14 protein-coding genes and 1 tRNA gene are annotated in these 17,083 nt (G+C 74.4%); 4 read left to right on the top strand and 11 right to left on the bottom strand.

The window, feature by feature from the left end:
* Positions 1 to 11: 11 nt before the first annotated feature.
* From rpmE to EDF32_RS01905, 8 genes are all read right to left on the bottom strand, one after another.
* Positions 12 to 230 carry a 50S ribosomal protein L31 gene (gene rpmE, locus EDF32_RS01870; RefSeq protein ID WP_123306845.1) on the bottom strand — a complete coding sequence of 73 codons (219 nt, stop codon included), beginning with the start codon at positions 228 to 230 and terminating at the stop codon, positions 12 to 14.
* Positions 231 to 372: 142 nt separating this feature from the next.
* A complete protein-coding gene (gene rho, locus EDF32_RS01875; RefSeq protein ID WP_123306846.1) occupies positions 373 to 2,403 on the bottom strand; it encodes a transcription termination factor Rho in 2,031 nt (676 codons plus the stop codon).
* Positions 2,404 to 2,678: 275 nt separating this feature from the next.
* On the bottom strand, positions 2,679 to 3,629 hold the full coding sequence (thrB, locus tag EDF32_RS01880; protein ID WP_123306847.1) for a homoserine kinase: 951 nt from the start codon (positions 3,627 to 3,629) through the stop codon (positions 2,679 to 2,681).
* Positions 3,630 to 3,654: 25 nt separating this feature from the next.
* Positions 3,655 to 4,746, bottom strand: a complete 1,092-nt coding sequence (gene thrC / locus EDF32_RS01885; RefSeq protein WP_123306848.1) for a threonine synthase — start codon at positions 4,744 to 4,746, stop codon at positions 3,655 to 3,657.
* 1 nt (position 4,747) lies between these two features.
* Positions 4,748 to 6,097 (bottom strand): homoserine dehydrogenase, encoded by a 1,350-nt coding sequence (locus tag EDF32_RS01890; protein WP_123306849.1) that lies wholly within the window; start codon positions 6,095 to 6,097, stop codon positions 4,748 to 4,750.
* 145 nt (positions 6,098 to 6,242) lie between these two features.
* On the bottom strand, positions 6,243 to 7,640 hold the full coding sequence (gene lysA / locus EDF32_RS01895) for a diaminopimelate decarboxylase (protein ID WP_370449905.1): 1,398 nt from the start codon (positions 7,638 to 7,640) through the stop codon (positions 6,243 to 6,245).
* 5 nt (positions 7,641 to 7,645) lie between these two features.
* Positions 7,646 to 9,340: an arginine--tRNA ligase gene (argS, locus tag EDF32_RS01900; protein WP_123306850.1), complete on the bottom strand. Its 1,695-nt coding sequence runs from the start codon at positions 9,338 to 9,340 to the stop codon at positions 7,646 to 7,648.
* Complete coding sequence (locus tag EDF32_RS01905; RefSeq protein ID WP_158614040.1) at positions 9,337 to 10,644, bottom strand: CynX/NimT family MFS transporter; 1,308 nt, start codon at positions 10,642 to 10,644, stop codon at positions 9,337 to 9,339. Before EDF32_RS01905 ends, argS begins: the two co-directional genes overlap by 4 nt.
* 138 nt (positions 10,645 to 10,782) lie before the next feature.
* Here EDF32_RS01905 and EDF32_RS01910 point away from each other — a divergent pair.
* Positions 10,783 to 10,855, top strand: a tRNA-Arg gene (locus tag EDF32_RS01910).
* A gap of 68 nt (positions 10,856 to 10,923) precedes the next feature.
* On the top strand, positions 10,924 to 11,580 hold the full coding sequence (locus EDF32_RS01915) for a hypothetical protein (protein WP_123306852.1): 657 nt from the start codon (positions 10,924 to 10,926) through the stop codon (positions 11,578 to 11,580).
* On the opposite strand, the gene EDF32_RS01920 is transcribed toward EDF32_RS01915, so the two are convergent.
* The 3 genes from EDF32_RS01920 to EDF32_RS01930 form a co-directional block, all read right to left on the bottom strand.
* Positions 11,581 to 12,459 carry a M15 family metallopeptidase gene (locus EDF32_RS01920; protein ID WP_123306853.1) on the bottom strand — a complete coding sequence of 293 codons (879 nt, stop codon included), beginning with the start codon at positions 12,457 to 12,459 and terminating at the stop codon, positions 11,581 to 11,583.
* A 207-nt stretch (positions 12,460 to 12,666) separates the two neighbouring features.
* Positions 12,667 to 13,731, bottom strand: a complete 1,065-nt coding sequence (locus tag EDF32_RS01925; protein WP_123306854.1) for a hemolysin family protein — start codon at positions 13,729 to 13,731, stop codon at positions 12,667 to 12,669.
* Complete coding sequence (locus EDF32_RS01930; RefSeq protein WP_199734807.1) at positions 13,728 to 15,068, bottom strand: hemolysin family protein; 1,341 nt, start codon at positions 15,066 to 15,068, stop codon at positions 13,728 to 13,730. Before EDF32_RS01930 ends, EDF32_RS01925 begins: the two co-directional genes overlap by 4 nt.
* Positions 15,069 to 15,180: 112 nt before the next feature.
* On the opposite strand from EDF32_RS01930, the gene EDF32_RS01935 reads away from it, so the two are divergent.
* Positions 15,181 to 15,915, top strand: coding sequence for a response regulator transcription factor (locus EDF32_RS01935; RefSeq protein WP_123306855.1), 735 nt, complete (start codon positions 15,181 to 15,183; stop codon positions 15,913 to 15,915).
* Positions 15,916 to 15,934: 19 nt separating this feature from the next.
* Entirely contained in the window at positions 15,935 to 17,056 is a 1,122-nt protein-coding gene (locus EDF32_RS01940) for a cell wall metabolism sensor histidine kinase WalK (RefSeq protein ID WP_123306856.1), read from the top strand.
* The last annotated feature ends 27 nt before the right edge of the window (positions 17,057 to 17,083 follow it).

Below are 17,083 nucleotides of genomic sequence, written 5' to 3' on the forward strand. Positions count from 1 at the left end.
CTGCGGAGGAGCTACTTGCTCTCGGCCTTCTTGCCGTAGCGGGCCTGGAAGCGGGCCACGCGACCACCGGTGTCGAGGATCTTCTGCTTGCCCGTGTAGAACGGGTGGCAGGCGCTGCAGACGTCGGCGCTGATCTTGCCGGACTTCTCGGTGCTGCGGGTGACGAACGTGTTGCCGCAGGTGCAGGTGACCTCGGTGGGCACGTAGTCGGGGTGGATGTCAGCCTTCACGAATCTCTCCTTGGTGTGGGTCTCCCCGGGTCGACGGCGAGGAACGCCGTCGTGAACCGGAGACCGACCGAACATTGTGCCAGAACCACGGGAGGGCCGGAAATCTTCCCGGCCCTCCCGCGGCACCGGCGGGACGTGCGCGTCAGACGGTGTGGCCGGGCTCGTCGCCCGCCGCAAAGTTGTTCGGGGTCGTCTTCTGGACCTGGAGGAGGAACTCGACGTTCGTCTTCGTGTCCTTGAGCTTGCCCAGCATGAGCTCGATGGCCTGCTGCTGGTCGAGCGCACCGAGCAGGCGGCGCAGCTTGTAGACGATGGAGAGCTCCTCGCGCGAGAGCAGCACCTCCTCGCGGCGGGTGCCGGACGCGTTGACGTCCACCGCCGGGAAGATCCGCTTGTCCGCGAGGCCCCGCGAGAGCCGGAGCTCCATGTTCCCGGTGCCCTTGAACTCCTCGAAGATGACCTCGTCCATCTTCGAGCCCGTCTCCACCAGCGCCGAGGCGAGGATCGTCAGGGAGCCACCGTTCTCGATGTTGCGCGCGGCGCCGAAGAAGCGCTTCGGCGGGTAGAGCGCCGAGGCGTCGACACCACCGGAGAGGATGCGCCCGGACGCGGGGGCCGCCAGGTTGTACGCGCGAGAGAGACGGGTGAGCGAGTCGAGCAGCACGACGACGTCCTGGCCCAGCTCGACGAGACGCTTCGCGCGCTCGATCGCCAGCTCGGCGACGATCGCGTGGTCGGAGGCCGGCCGGTCGAACGTCGAGGAGACGACCTCGCCCGTCACGGTGCGCTCGAAGTCGGTGACCTCCTCCGGACGCTCGTCCACGAGCACCACCATGAGGTGGACCTCGGGGTTGTTCGTCGTGATCGCGTTGGCGATCTGCTGCATGATGATCGTCTTGCCGGTCTTGGGCGGCGCGACGATGAGGCCGCGCTGGCCCTTGCCGATGGGGGCGACGATGTCGATGACGCGCGGCGTGAGCCGGGTGGTGCCGTCGTGCTCGAGCCGCAGCCGCTCCTGCGGGTACAACGGCGTGAGCTTGGCGAAGTCGGGGCGCTGGCGCGCCTCCTCCGGCGGCAGGCCGTTGACGGTGTCGAGCCGGACGAGCGCGTTGAACTTCTGGCGCTGCCCGCCCTGGGTCTCGCCGTCGCGCGGCTGGCGGACGGCGCCCGTGACGGCGTCGCCGCGGCGCAGACCGGCCTTCTTGACCTGACCGAGCGAGACGTAGACGTCGTTCTGCCCGGGCAGGTACCCGCTCGTGCGGACGAACGCGTAGCTGTCCAGCACGTCGAGGATGCCGGCCACGGGGAGCAGGACGTCGTCCTCGTGCAGCTCGACCTCGTCGAGGCTCGCCATGTCGCCCGGGGTCACGCGGCCGCCGGTGCGGCCGCCGCGCTTGCGGTCCCGCCCGCGGTCCCGGCCGCGACGTCGGCGGCTGCCGCTCTCGGAGTCGTCCACTCGTCCACCCTGGTCCCGCTGCGTCGGCTGCCCGTTCGGGGAGCCCTGGTTGCCCTGCGCGGCCTGCCCGTTCTGGGCGGAGCCCTGGCCGTTCTGCGCGCCGCGCTGGCGGCGCTCCGAGCCTTCGGAACGATCGCGGGCGTCCTTGCCGCCGCCGTTCTGCTGGCCGTCCGCCCCGTCCCGGGCATCGGTCCGCGGAGCGCGGGCCTCGGCCGAGCGGTCGCCGGTCTCGTCCTGCGCGGGCCTGCCGTTCTGCTCGGAGCGCGGAGCCCCGGCGCCCCGCCCGGCACGGCGCGATCCGCGCGTCTCCTCGCCGATCAGCCCGACGGCGGCGGCCGCGCGCGCGGCGCGGTCCTCGTCGCCGCCCCGGGGCCGGGAGTCGACCGTCTCGACGCGCGAGGCGCCCGCGGTCTCGTTCAGTGCGGCGGCGACCGCGCTGGCGGCCTCGGCGCGCGGGGCACGCCGTGCCCGCCGGGCGCCCGCGCCGTCCGGCGCGGAGCCGTCGGTCGCGGTCGCCGTGGCGCCGCCCCCGGTGCTCGGGCCGCGGCTCGTGCTGCCGTTCGCCTTGATGGCCTCGACAAGATCGCTCTTGCGCATCTTGGAGGTGCCCTTGACACCGATCTGTGAGGCGAGCGACTGCAGCTCGGCGAGCCGCAGCGTGCCGAGCGCGCGGGAGCTGCCCGCTGCGCCTGCGGCGGTGTCGGTGGTGTCTGTCACGAAGGACCCTTCCCCCTCGTCCGCGCCCGGCAGATCGCCGTGGTGCGCGGGTGGTCGACGCCCGGCGCGTGACGGCCGGGACGCAGTGAAGCCTCGCGCCGGTGGAACGGCTACGTCAGATCGACGCGGGCTGGATTGTCTTCGCGCTGACGTACGGGCACATGACCCGACGATCCGCAGCCCAGGACCGAGAGGTCCGTGAGCCAGGAGGCACGACGATCATGTGATGGTCGAAGACAGGTCCAGAATACCACGCGAGGGCAGGCCCTCCGCCCTCATGGGCCGCCGACACGCTCGGTGCGCACCCCGTCGAGATCGAGCGCCGGGCGCAGCACGGCCCACGCCGGATCGTCCCCGACGAGCCCCTCGACGGCCGCGTCGAGGGGGCGGAGTCCGGCCGCCGTGGACAGCACGAGCACGGAGGGCCCCGCGCCGGAGACCGTCGCGGCGTACCCCTGGGCGCGCAGCGCGCACAGCAGCTCCCAGGACCCCGCCATCGCCCCGGACCGGTACTGCTGGTGCAGCACGTCCTCGGTGGCGTCCAGCAGCAGCTCCGGGCTCCGGCCCAGCGCCTGGACGAGCAGCGCCGCCCGGCCGGCGCCGCGCGCCGCGTCCGCGTGCGGGACGACGTCGGGCAGCACCCCTCGCGCGTGGCTGGTCGCCAGCCGGTGGGTCGGCACGACGACGGTCGCCCGCACGTCGGGGTGGACGGGCAGCCGCACCGCCCGCACGGTCTGGTCGTGCCCGGCACCCGCGGCGCCACCGGTCCACGCGATCGTCGCGCCGCCGCTGATGGCCGGAGCGGCGTTGTCGGGGTGCCCCTCGAACCCGTCCGCCATCCGGAGCAGCGCCGCGTCGTCGAGCGATCGCGGGTCGGCCACCAGCGCCCGCGCCGCCGCGAGGCCGGCGACGACGGCCGCGGCCGACGAGCCCAGGCCCCGGCCGTGCGGGATCCGGTTGACGCAGTGCACGCGCAGGCCCGTCAGCGGGGCGCCGACGCTCTCGAGCGCAGCCTGCAGGGCCCGCACCACGAGGTGCGACTCGTCCGTGGGGACCTCTCCCGCGCCCTCGCCCTCGACCTCGACGACGACGTCGTCGCTCGCCACCGCGCGCACGTCCAGGTCGTCGTAGACGCCGAGCGCCAGCCCCAGCGCGTCGAACCCCGGCCCGAGGTTCGCGCTGGTCGCGGGGACCCGCACGCGCACGTGGTCCGATCCGAGCTGCATCCCCGCCTCCCCGTCCCCGGCCCGCTCAGTCGAGCCCGAGGGCGTCGGCGATCGACACCACGTCCGCGCCGACGCGCGTGGGCTCGACGTCGGCGCCGTCGAGCGTGCGCAGCGCCCACTGCGGGTCCTTCAGGCCGTGGCCGGTGACGGTCACGGTGATCGTGGCGCCGGCGGGGACGAGCCCGCGCTCGGCCCGGTGCAGCAGCCCGGCGACGCCGGCCGCGGAGCCGGGCTCCACGAAGACGCCCACCTCGGCGGACAGGATCCGGTGCGCGGCGAGGATCTGCTCGTCGGTGACCGACTCGATGACTCCCCCGGACACGTCGCGCGCCTCCTCCGCCTGGCGCCACGAGGCGGGGTTGCCGATGCGGATGGCCGTCGCGATCGTCTCGGGCTCGTCCACCGGGTGGCCGAGCACGATCGGTGCGGCCCCCGCGGCCTGGAAGCCCCACATGGCCGGGGTGCGGGTCGCGACGGCCGCGTGCCCCGCGCCGTCGTCCAGGCCCGCGTACTCGCGGAAGCCCTTCCAGTACGCCGTGATGTTCCCCGCGTTGCCGACCGGCAGCACGTGCACGTCGGGGGCGTCGCCCAGCGCGTCCACGATCTCGAACGCCGCGGTCTTCTGCCCCTGGATCCGGTCCGGGTTCACCGAGTTGACCAGCTCGACCGGGTAGACCTCGGCGAGCTTGCGGGCCGCGACCAGGCAGGCGTCGAAGTTGCCGTCGACCTGCAGGAGGCGCGCCCCGTGCGCGATCGCCTGGCTGAGCTTGCCCATCGCGATCTTGCCGTCGGGCACCAGGACGGCGCAGACCATCCCGGCGCGGGTCGCGTACGCCGCGGCGGACGCCGAGGTGTTGCCCGTCGACGCGCACACCACGGCCTTCGCGCCGCGCCCGGCGGCCGCCGAGATCGCCGCCGTCATCCCGCGGTCCTTGAACGAGGCCGTCGGGTTCATGCCCTCGACCTTCAGGTGCACGCGCGCGCCCGTGCGCTCGGAGAGCGCCGGCGCCTCGACGAGCGGGGTGCCACCCTCCCCGAGGGTGACCACGCGCTCGGCGAGGTGTGCGGGCAAGCGGTCGGCGTACTCGGCGATGACGCCGCGCCACTGGTGGGCCATCTCAGGCTCCTTCGACTCTCAGGACGGACGTGATCTCGTGGACGGGTCCCAGGCCGGCGACGGCGTCGACCGTGGCCGCGAGGGCGGCCTCCGTCGCGGCGTGGGTGGTGATGATCAGGTTCGCCGCGACGGTGCTCCCGTCGCCGCCCGTGCCGGGCGCCTGGCGCACGGCCTCGATCGAAACGCCGTTCTCGGCCAGGACGCGCGCGACCTGCGCGAGCACGCCGGGCCGGTCGGCGACGAGGACGCGTACCTGGTAGCGGGTCGTCGCCGCACCGGGGGGCAGGATCGGCAGGTCGGCGTAGGTCGACTCCTGCGGCCCCTTGCCGCCGAGCACCCGGTGGCGGGCGGCCGAGACGACGTCGCCGAGCACCGCGGACGCCGTCGGCGCTCCCCCGGCGCCCTGGCCGTAGAACATCAGGTCGCCCGCCGCGTCCGCCTCGACGAAGATCGCGTTGAACGCCCCGCGGACCCCGGCGAGGGGGTGGGTGGTGGGCACGAGCGCCGGGTGGACGCGCGCCGAGACGCCGTCGGGGGTCTGCTCGGCGATGGCCAGCAGCTTGATCACGTGCCCGGTCTGCGTGGCCCAGGCGACGTCGTCGGCCGTGACGGCGGTGATGCCCTCCCGCGCGACGTCGGTGATGGAGACGCGGGTGTGGAAGGCGAGGCTCGCGAGGATCGCGGCCTTCGCCGCGGCGTCGTACCCCTCGACGTCGGCCGTCGGGTCAGCCTCCGCGTACCCGAGGTCCTGCGCCTCCTTGACCGCCTCCTCCAGCTCCAGGCCGGTGGTGGCCATCCGGTCGAGGACGTAGTTCGTGGTGCCGTTGACGATGCCGAGCACCCGGCGCACGTGGTCGCCGGCCAGCGACTCGCGCACGGGCCGGACGATCGGGACGGCGCCCGCCACGGCGGCCTCGAAGCAGATGTCCACCCCCGCGGCGTCCGCGGCGCGGTAGAGCGTGGGGCCGTCCTCGGCGAGCAGCGCCTTGTTGGCCGTCACGACGGCGGCCCCCCCGGCGATGGCGCGCAGCATCAGCGAGCGCGCCGGCTCGATGCCGCCCATGACCTCGACGACGATGTCGGCGCCGTCGACGAGCGGGCCGGCGTCGTCGGTCAGGAGCGCGCGGTCGATCGCCGGGTCGCGCGGGGCGGCCACGTCGCGCACCGCGATGCCGACCAGGTCCAGCGGGGCACCGGCGCGCGCCGCGAGCGCGTCCCCGTGCGTGGCGAGCAGTCGCGCGACCTGCGTGCCCACCACGCCGCAGCCGAGCAGCGCGACGCGCAGCGCCCGCGGCTCGCCCGGCGCCTCGGGGACGGTGGAGGCACCCTGCGGTGCTGCGGCGGATGACACGGAGGGCCTGCTCTCTGCTCGCGGACGGCGGTTCGGGGACGCGCCGTCCGCGCGGGGACGGTCGTGGGACGGGTTCCGGGGCGAGGATAGTGCGCCGGGGCCGGGCCCCGTCAGGACGACCGACCTGTGAGCGGCCGGCGCCCGCTCACCCGACGTCGAGGGCGAGCAGGTCCTCCTCGGTCTCGCGGCGCACGAGCACCCGCGCCTGCCCGTCGCGGACGGCCAGCACCGGCGGGCGCAGGAGGTGGTTGTAGTTGCTCGCCATCGAGCGCCCGTAGGCCCCCGTCGCCGCGACCGCCAGCAGGTCGCCGGGGGCGACGTCCGCCGGGAGCTCGACGTCCGGCAGCACGATGTCGCCGCTCTCGCAGTGCTTGCCGACCACTCGGGCGCGCACGACGGCGTCGCTCCCGGCCCGGTTCGCGAGGCGCCCCGTGTACGTCGCGCCGTAGAGCACGGGACGGATGTTGTCGCTCATGCCCCCGTCCACCGAGACGTACGTGCGCACGAACGTGCCGCCGTCGGGCGCGGTGACGGTGACGGGCTTGACGACCCCGACCCGGTACAGCGTGAAGGCGGCGGGGCCGACGACGGCGCGGCCGGGCTCCACGGAGATCCGCGGGACCGGGGTCCCCAGCTCGGCACAGACCTCGGCGACCGTGCGCGCGAGCGCCCGGGCGACGCCCCGCACGTCGATGGGGGTCTCGTCCGCCGTGTACGCGATGCCGTACCCGCCGCCCAGGTCGACCTCCGGCACCAGCACCCCGGTGGCGCCGGCAAGGTCTGCGCGCAGACCGAGCATCGCGCGGGCGGCCGCCTCGAACGCCGCGGCGTCCTGGATCTGCGAGCCGATGTGGCTGTGCGCCCCGAGCAGCTCGAGCTCCGGGTGGCCGAGCACCGCGCGCAGGGCCGCGAGGGCGTGGCCCTGGGCGAGCGGTATGCCGAACTTCTGGTCCTCGTGCGCCGTCGAGATGAACTCGTGCCCGCCCGCGTGGATGCCGGTCGTCACCCGCACCATGACCGGCACCGGGTCCGCCGCCGTGCGGCCCTCGGCGGAGGCGATCGCCGCGACCCGCTCGATCTCGGCCGGCGAGTCCACGACGATGCGCCCGACCCGCGCCTCGACGGCGCGGCGGATCTCGTCGTCGGACTTGTTGTTGCCGTGCAGGCCGATCTCGGGGCCGGGCACGCCCGCGCGCAGCGCGACCGCGAGCTCCCCGCCGGAGCACGTGTCGACGCGCAGCCCCTCCTCGCGCACCCACCGCGCCACGGCGACGGACAAGAACGACTTGCCCGCGTAGAAGACGTCGACCTCCGCGCCGACCTCGGCGAACGCCGCGCCGAAAGCGTCGCGGAAGAGGCGCGCCCGGGCCCGCAGGTCGGCCTCGTCGAGGACGAACGCGGGCGTGTCGTACGTCCGGGCGATCTCCCGCACGTCGACGCCCGCGGCGACCAGCGCGCCGTCGTCCGCGAGCGACACGTTCGACGGCCAGACGTGCGGGGCGAGGTCCCGCTCGCGGGGCACCGGACCGGCGGCGGCCGCCACGGCGCTCACATCCGCTCCGGCGCGCCGACCCCGAGGAGGCCCAGGCCGTTGGCGACGACCTGCCGCGTGGCGTCGTTGAGCCACAGGCGGGTGCGGTGGACGTCGGAGACCTCCTCGTCCCCGAAGGGCGTGACCCGGCACTCGCCGTACCACTTGTGGTAGTCACCGGCGAGCGCCTCGAGGTAGCGGGCCACGCGGTGGGGCTCGCGGAGCTCGGCCGCCTGGGCGACGATCCGCGGGAGCTCCGTGAGCCGGCCGACGAGGGCGGTCTCCGTCGGGTGCTCGAGCAGCGCGGGCTCGAACGCGTCGGTGCCGTCCTCGCGGGTGCGCGAGACCCCGTGGTCGGCGGCGTTGCGCGCGACGTTGACGGTGCGGGCGTGGGCGTACTGGACGTAGAAGACGGGGTTCTCGTTCGTGGCGCGCGAGAGCAGGTCGAGGTCCAGGTCGATGCTCGAGTCGACGCTCGAGCGCGCCAGCGAGTAGCGGGCCGCGTCGACACCCACGGCGTCCACGAGGTCCTCGAGGGTGACGACGGTCCCGGCGCGCTTGGACATCCGCACGGGGACGCCGTCCTTGACCAGGTTGACCATCTGGCCGATGAGGATCTGCAGGTTCGTGCCGGGCTCGTCGCCGAACGCGGCGCAGACCGCCATCATGCGGCCCACGTACCCGTGATGGTCCGCGCCGAGCATGATGATCACGTCGTCGGCGCCCCGCTCGCGCTTGTCGAGGTAGTACGCGATGTCGCCCGAGATGTAGGCCGCCTCGCCGTCCGACTTGATGATGACGCGGTCCTTGTCGTCACCGAAGTCGGTCGTGCGCAGCCACGTCGCGCCGTCGGCCTCGAAGATGTGGCCCGCGGTGCGCAGCCGGTCGATCGCGCGCTCCACGGCGCCCGACGCGTGCAGGTCGTCCTCGTGGAAGTACACGTCGAAGTCGACGCCGAAGTCGTGCAGCGAGGCCTTGATCTCGTCGAACATGCGGTCGACGCCGCGCGCCCGGAAGACCTCCTGCGCGTCGGCGTCAGGCAGCGTGCGGGGGTCCGGCTCGCCTGCTGCCACCGCCTCGGCGATCACCGCGTCGGCGATCTCGGAGACGTACTCGCCGCCGTAGCCGTCCTCCGGCGCCGGCTCGCCCTTCGCGCGGGCGAGCAGCGAGCGCGCGAAGCGGTCGATCTGGGCGCCATGGTCGTTGAAGTAGTACTCGCGCGTCACCTGCGCGCCGGAGGCCTCCAGCACGCGGGCGAGCGAGTCGCCGACGGCGGCCCACCGGACGCCGCCGATGTGGATCGGGCCGGTCGGGTTCGCCGAGACGAACTCGAGGTTGATCTTCTTGCCCGCCTCGGAGCCGCCCCGACCGTAGGCCGGTCCCGCCGTGAGGACCGTGCGGGCGACCTCGCCCGCCGCCGCGGCGTCGAGCGTGATGTTCAGGAAGCCTGGCCCCGCGACGTCGACCGAGCGGACGCCGGGCGTCGCGACCAGCCGCGCGGCGAGGTCCTCGGCGAGCGCGCGCGGCGTCGTGCCGGCGCGCTTCGCGAGCTGCAGCGCGACGTTCGTGGCCCAGTCCCCGTGCTCGCGCTGGCGGGGGCGCTCCACGTGCACCGACGCCGGGACGGCGTCGGCCGGGAGCGCGAGGGTGCCGTCGTCGACGGCGGTGTGCAGGGCGGCGCTGAGCGCGCGCGAGAGCTCGTCGGGGGTCACCCCCGAATCGTATCGGTCCCGTCCGCGCCGTCCGGCCGCTCCGGGAGCCACTGGTCCTCCAGGCGCACGTCCCGCGCGCCCACCGCTCCGCCGACGAGGACGACGGCGAGGGTCGCGCCCATGACCAGGTACGTCGTCGTCCACGAGCCGCTCGCCCCGTGCAGGACGCCGGCGAGCAGGGGGCCCGCGCTCGCCACGACGTAGCCGAACCCCTGGACGAACCCGGACAGCGCGACGGCGCCCGCGGACGTCCGCGTCCGCAGCCCGATCAGCGCGAGGCCCAGCGGGAAGGTCGCGGCACCGAGGCCGACGGCGACGACCCAGACCATCGTCCCGGTCTCCGGGGCCACGGCGAGCCCCGCGTACCCGACCACCATCAGCGCCACGAAGAGCACCACCAGCCAGAACGGGCGACGCATGCGCGCCGCGAGCACCGGCGCCGCGAGGGAGGTCGGGATGCCCACCACGGCGTAGAGCGCGAGCCCCTGCGCGGCTGCCGACTCCGAGAGCCCGGCGTCCGCGAGGATCTGCGGGAGCCAGGCGAACAGGAAGTAGGTGTTCAGCGAGTTCGCGCCGAACATCGCCGTCAGTCCCCAGGCGAGGGGGCTGCGCCGGACCCGCCCGGTGCCGCGCTCGCGGCCGTCCAGGCCGGGGGTGTGCTCGCTCGTGTGCTCGAGCACGGGGGCCAGCGCCGAGCGCGCCGCGGCCGAGCGGACCACGACCACCACCCAGGGCACGACCGCGACGAGACCGACCGCGGCCCAGGACGCCAGTGCCGGGCGCCACCCCCAGTCGTCCGTCATGGCGACCACGAACAGCGGCGGGACCGTCGTGCTGATCGCGATCGTGATCGTGTACGCGGCGGTCACGGCCCCGACCCGGTCCGGGAAGTACCGCTTGACCAGCGGCGGCATCAGCACGTTGCCCATCCCCATGCCCGCCAGGGCGAGGACCGACCACGCGAGGAAGCCCCCGGCGGAGCCGGTCGTGGCGCGCACCACCTCCCCCATCGAGCTGACCAGCAGGGACACGACGACCGTGACCTCCATGCCGAGGCGGCGGGAGACGGCCGGCGTCAGCGCGCCGAACAGCGCGAACGTCAGCACCGGCACGGTCCCGAGGAGCCCGGCCTGGGCCTCGGACATCGGGATGTCGGCCCGCACCGTGTCCAGGACCGGCGAGACGGCCGTCACCGCGATCCGCAGGTTCAGCGCCACGAGCACGATGCCCACGAGCACGACGGTCCGGCCACGCCACGGCGACGCCGGCGGCACGTCCCGGGCCACCTCTGCAGAACGACTCACCCGGGCGACGCTACCCGGCGCGCGACGGCACCCGACGCGGTGGTCACCGGCGCCGGCCGCCGGTGCGAGGCACGCCCGGCGGGCTGGTAGTCTCGTGCATCGCGTCACCGGCCGGCTCCCGGCCCGACGGCGCCGCACGCCCTCGTAGCTCAGTGGATAGAGCGTCCGCCTCCGGAGCGGAAGGTCGTAGGTTCGAATCCTATCGAGGGCACCCTCTTCTCCCCCGCCGCGCGCGGCTGTGCTCCCCGGGACGCCGTCGACGGCACGAAGGAGCGAACGGTGAGCGACAGCGCCTACACGGACTTCGAGTTCGAGCGCCGGTTCCTCGTGCGCGACCTCCCCGCCGCGCTCCTCACGGAACCCGCGCCCGCGCTCATCGTGCAGTCCTACTTCCTCGCCGCCGACGGCTACGGGCTGCGCGTGCGGCTGCAGGCGAGCCAGTCGAGCGCGGTCGTCGGTCCCACCTCCGACCCGCTGACGGTCCTCGCCGACCACGAGGACGAGATCGACTTCTGCGCGCTCACGGCGAAGGGCCCCATGGTGGGCGGTACCCGGTACGAGGCCGAGCGCGAGCTCGACGTGCACGTCGGCCTGGAGATGGTCCGCCGCGGGGGCCTGCGCATCGTCAAGAACCGCTACGCCGTGTGGCTCGGGGCGGACGGTTGGGTCGTCGACGTGTTCGGCGGGGCGAACCACCCGCTGGTGATCGCCGAGTGCGAGCGGTCGGGCCCCGTGACCGACCTGCAGATCCCCGAGTTCTGCACCACCGAGGTCACGGACGACGTGCGGTTCTCGAACGACCACCTGGTGCACGACCCGTACTCGGCCTGGGCGGACGCGTACGCGTCCGGGCTGGCCCGCACCGGGCCCCGCTTCCTCGAGGGGTTCGGCCGCAACGTCGTCGACGACGGTCGCGGCCCGCGCGACGAGGACTAGTCAGCCGCGGATCTCGGCGACCCCGGTGGTGTACTCCAGGTGCCACGGCTCGTAGCCGCCGCGCGCCCAGTCCGGGTTGTCCCAGCCGTAGGTGCCGATGTTGTCCAGGATCCACGAGTAGACCTCGGGGTCACCGGTCTCGTCGTGGCACATGTCCACCGCCAGGCCCCACCCGTGCATCGAGGTGCCCGGCCGCGCGGCGTACCCGGCGCGCGTGTAGGACAGCCGGACCTGCGAGGAGATCGAGCGATAGCTCGAGACCAGGCACAGGTCGCGACCGAACATGCCGCGGAACGCCTCGTTGAAGGCGGCGAGCGAGACCGCCGCGTCGGGGCGCAGCTCGCGCTCGCCGTCCCAGAGGGTGCAGAGCTTGCTCTCGTCGAGGTGCCCGTTGGTCCCCGTGGGCCTGACGTCGGGGTCGCAGCCCGGGAGCGCGGAGCGCTCCGTGGACCGGCTCGTCTCGTCCGCCGTCCGCGACCCGGAGGCGGCGGCGACCGCCGGGCTGGTAGCGCTCCCAGCGTCGTCGGCGAGCACGACGTCGAGCGTGCTCGGCCCCTGCACACCCTCGGCGAAGGGAACCTGACCGACGTCCGCGGCACCGCTGAGCGGGATCGCGATCGTCGCGACCGCGAGGCTCGAGACGACGACGGCGCGGGGCGCCCAGCGGTTCGCCACGGGCTGGGCGACGGGGCGGCGCGGCCGGGACCCGCCGGAGCCCGTGGCGACGCGCGACCGGTCGGCGGTGCGCGACGCCTGCTGCGTGGCCCGGGGCGCGGCCCGCCGCGGCTCCGGCGCGCCGGGCCTGCGGCGCGCCTGCGCCTGCTCGGCCTCGCGCAAAGCCCGACGGGTCGTCAGGGGCGCGGTCCCGGTCTGGTCCACCGCACCTCCTCGAACGTCCGTCGCTGGGCTCACGTGCCGTCGTCGGCCTCGCGCACCGATCCGCGCATGCCGGACGTATCCGACACCATGAACCGGTGGGCCGAACGATAGCCAACGGTCGAGCCGAAACCAAGTGCCCTGGTCAGGCCGCCGAGCGGCTCACGCCCCCGAGCGCCGAGCGGCTCACGCCCCCGAGCGCCGAGCGGCTCACGCCCCCGAGCGCCGAGCGCCCATACCCCGGTTCATCGCGTCCCGGACCTCGCCCACGAGCTCCTCGAGGATGTCCTCGAGGAAGACGACGCCCTGCGCGCCCCCTCCGCCCGGGCCGTCGACCCGAGCCAGGTGCGCCCCCGAGCGCTGCATCGCGCGCAGCGCGTCCTCGACCTCGTCGTCTGGGGCCGCGGTCGCCAGCGCGCGCACACGCCAGGACGGCACCGGCTCCCGGCGCTCCGCACCCTCGGCGTAGAGGACGTCCTTGAGGTGCAGGTACCCGACGACGTCGCCCGTGGGCGCCGCGACGGGGAAGCGGCTGAACCCGGTCTTGGCGACGAGCCGCTCGATCTCCTCGGGCGTGCAGCCCTCGACGACGACGACGAGGTCGTCGACCGGGACCATGACGTCGGCCGCGGTCATCGCGGAGAACTCGATCGCCCCGGAGAGCAGGCCCTGCTCGTCCGAGAGCACCCCCTCCGCCTGCGAGTGCTCGACGATCGACTGCACCTGCTCCGCGGTGAACGTCGACTCGACCTCGTCCTTGGGCTCGACGCCGCTCAGGCGCACCACGTGGTTCGCCACCCAGTTCAGCGCGCTGATGATGGGCGCGAGCGCCCGGCCGATCAGCACGAGCGCCGGCCCGAACCAGAGCACCGCCGTCTCGGGCCCGGAGACCGCGAGGTTCTTGGGGACCATCTCCCCGAGCACCACGTGGAGGTAGACGACGACGGCGAGCGCCAGCGCGAAGGCGATCGGGTGGGTCCATGCCTCGCTCACCCCGAGGGCCTCGAGCGGGCCCTCGACGAGGTGCGCGAGCGCCGGCTCCGCCACGACCCCGAGACCCGTCGAGCAGACCGTGATGCCGAGCTGGGCGCAGGCGAGCATGAGCGAGGCGTGCTCCATCGCCCACAGCGCCGTGCGCGCCCCGCGGCGGCCCTCGGCAGCGAGCGGCTCGATCGCGCTGCGGCGCGCCGAGATGACCGCGAACTCCGCGCCGACGAAGAACGCGTTGCCCGCGAGGAGCAGGACACCGACCAGGAGGGCCACCCCGGGGCTCATCGGGCCTCGTCCCCCTCGGTCGACGGGACCACGCGGACCCGCTCGACGCGCCGGCGGTCCATGGCCTCGACCCGGAGCGCGACACCGTCGACCAGCACGTGGTCACCCGTCCGCGGCACGCGGCCGAGCCGCTCCATGACGAGACCCCCGAGGGTCTCGTACGCGCCGTCGTCGGGCACGAGGACGCCCGTCACCTCGGCGAGCTCGTCGGGGCGCATGACCCCGGGCACGACCCAGGAGCCGTCCGCGGCCCGCGCGGCGCCGCCGCGCCGGGCGTCGTGCTCGTCGGCGACGTCGCCCACCAGCTCCTCGACGACGTCCTCGAGCGTGACGACCCCGGAGGTTCCCCCGTACTCGTCGACGACGACCGCCATCTGCAGGCCGAAGCCGCGCAGCTCGACGAGGAGCGGGCCGACGCCGACCGTCTCCGGCACGCGGGGCGCGTCACCCATGAGCGCGGCCGCGGGCACCTCGGCGCGCCGCTCGAAGGGCACGGCGACCGCGCGGCGCAGGTGGACCAGGCCGACGACGTCGTCCCGGTCCTCGCCGATCAGCGGGAAGCGCGAGTGCCCCGTGCGGCGCGCGGCCGCCACGACGTCCGCGGCCGTGGCGTCCCGGTCGAGGGCGACCATCCGCATCCTGTCCGTCATGACGTCGACGGCCGTGAGCCGGTCGAGGTCGATCGAGTTGGTGAGCAGGGTCGCGACGTTGACGTCGAGCGTCCCCTCCTGGGCCGACCGCCGCACGAGCGACGCGAGCTCGGAGGCCGAGCGGGCCCCGGACAGCTCCTCGCGCGGCTCCACCCCGAACCGTCGCAGGATCACGTTCGCGGAGCGGTTGAGCAGCAGCACCAGCGGGCGGAAGACCTTCGTGAACTGGCGCTGGAAGGGCACGACGGCCCGCGCGGTGACGTAGGCGTTGCTGAGCGCGTAGTTCTTCGGGATGAGCTCGCCGACCAGCATCGAGAAGACGTTGACGACGACGAGCGCGACGACCCCCGCGACCACCGTCGCCAGCCCCGCGCTGAGCGCGGTCGCACCGAGGGGCCCGTCGAGCAGCGCGACGATCGCCGGCTGTGCGGTGTACCCGAGCAGGATCGTCGTCATCGTGATGCCGACCTGCGCCGAGGAGAGCTCCGTCGACAGGTGCTTGAGCCCCGCGCGCACGCTGCGGTCGCGGCGATCGAGCGGCCGGCTCGAGGCGCCGGGCTCCTCGTCGGGGTCGGGCGCCAGCGCGGCGGGGTCGAGCGTGACGAGCGAGAACTCGCTCGCCACGAAGATCGCGGTTCCGAGGGTCAGGAGCACGCCGAGGGCGATCATCAGCCAGTCGCTCAGCACGACGTGCTCCACGGTGATCGGGAGGTGCGTTTCATATGCGGGCGATCGTATCCCGGCCGCGGTCTCGCACGCCTCCACGCGCGAGCGGTTCGTCTGTGCCAGTCTGGGACCCATGTCAGCCAGCACGCCCGCCGCGGGTGCACCGGGTCCGTCGGCCCCGTCGACGGTCCTCGTCGTCGAGGACGAGCCCACCATCGCGACCGCCATCGCCCAGCGGCTGAGCGCCGAGGGCTGGCGGGTCGAGGTGGCCAGGGACGGTCTCGCGGGGGTCGACGCCGCCCTGCGGCTCAAGCCCGACGCGATGGTCCTCGACGTCATGCTCCCCGGCATCGACGGGCTCGAGGTGACCCGGCGGGTGCAGGCCGAGCAGCCCACGCCGATCCTCATGCTCACGGCGCGGGACGACGAGACGGACATGCTCATCGGCCTCGGCGTGGGCGCCGACGACTACATGACCAAGCCGTTCTCGATGCGCGAGCTCGTCGCGCGGCTCAAGGCGCTGCTGCGGCGCGTCGACCGCGCCGCCCAGGCGGCGACCTCCCCCGAGGCCGAGGCGCCGCTGGCGATCGGCGAGGTGGTCATCGACCGTGCGCAGCGCCGCGTGCACCGTGCCGGGACGGAGGTGCACCTGACGCCGACCGAGTTCGAGCTGCTCGTGATGCTGGCCGGCCAGCCGAAGACGGTCCTGACGCGCGAGCGGCTGCTCGCGGAGGTCTGGGACTGGGCGGACGCGAGCGGCACCCGTACGGTCGACTCCCACATCAAGGCGCTGCGTCGCAAGCTCGGGCCGGACCTGATCCGCACGGTGCACGGGGTCGGGTACGCCTTCGAGCCCCCGTCCGCCTGAACCGGGGCGGGGAGACGGCGTGAGCACCGAGCACCCGGGCGCACGCGGAGGGCGGGAGCACCGCCGCGCCGCGCCGCGCCCCCAGCTCCCGGACGTCCGTCCGCTCGACCGCTTCGGGTCGATCAAGATCAAGCTCGGCGTCCTGGTGGCCGCGACCGTCGTGCTCGGCGTGTTCATCACCTGGATCGGGCTGCGCAACGAGCTGGGCCCGTCGCGGACCCTGCCCCTGGCGATCGTCCTCTCGCTCCTGCTCACGCAGGTGCTCGCCCGGGGGATGACGTCCCCGCTGCGCGAGATGACGACCGCGGCCCAGGCGATGGCCGACGGCGACTACAGCCTGCGCGTGCGCGCCACCAGCCACGACGAGGTGGGTCAGCTCGCCGTCGCGTTCAACATCATGGCGGAGGACCTCGCCTCGTCGGACCGCATCCGGCGCGAGCTCATCGCGAACGTCTCCCACGAGCTGCGGACGCCCGTCGCCGCGCTGCACGCGCAGCTCGAGAACGTGGTCGACGGCGTCGTCCCCGCCGACCAGGCGACGCTCCAGGGCGCGCTGGACCAGACCGAGCGCCTGACCCGGCTCGTGACCTACCTGCTGGACCTGTCGCGGATCGAGGCCGGCGCGGCGGCGCTCAACGTCTCCTCGATCCCGGTCGGCGACTTCCTGGAGGACAGCGCGGACGAGCTCTCGATGATGGAGGCCGGCAAGGACCTGCGCTACGTCGTCGACGTCGCACCGCCCGACCTGGTGCTGCGTGCCGACCGCGAGCGCCTGCAGCAGGTGGTGACGAACCTCCTGCACAACGCGATCCGGCACTCGCCCCCCGGCGGCGAGGTCCGCCTCGAGGGATACCCCGCCACCGACGGCCAGGGACGCGACGTCGTCGTCCTCGAGGTGGGCGACGAGGGACCGGGCATCGCGCCGGGCGACCGGGAGCGGATCTTCGAGCGCTTCGCCCGCGGGCAGCATGCGCCGCCCCCCGGCCGCACGACGAGCGGCGGGACGGGGATCGGGCTCGCGATCGTGCGCTGGGCCGTCGAGCTGCACGGCGGGACGGTGGCCGTGGCGGACAGCGCGCACGGCGCGACGATCCGCGTGACGCTGCCCGTCCTCGATCCGCGCCCGGACGATCCGGCCTGAGACCCGGTCGCAACCTCCGCGACCCGG

The sequence above is a fragment of the Cellulomonas sp. PhB143 genome, assembly GCF_003752595.1.
In the GTDB taxonomy this organism is placed as follows: Bacteria; Actinomycetota; Actinomycetes; order Actinomycetales; family Cellulomonadaceae; genus Paraoerskovia.

Excerpts from the sequence above, each read along its gene's own strand:
- thrB (WP_123306847.1), bottom strand. The coding sequence starts at position 3,629 with ATGCAGCTCGGATCGGACCACGTGCGCGTGCGGGTCCCCGCGACCAGC.
- thrC (WP_123306848.1), bottom strand. The coding sequence starts at position 4,746 with ATGGCCCACCAGTGGCGCGGCGTCATCGCCGAGTACGCCGACCGCTTG.
- EDF32_RS01925 (WP_123306854.1), bottom strand. The coding sequence starts at position 13,731 with ATGAGCCCCGGGGTGGCCCTCCTGGTCGGTGTCCTGCTCCTCGCGGGC.
- EDF32_RS01935 (WP_123306855.1), top strand. The coding sequence starts at position 15,181 with ATGTCAGCCAGCACGCCCGCCGCGGGTGCACCGGGTCCGTCGGCCCCG.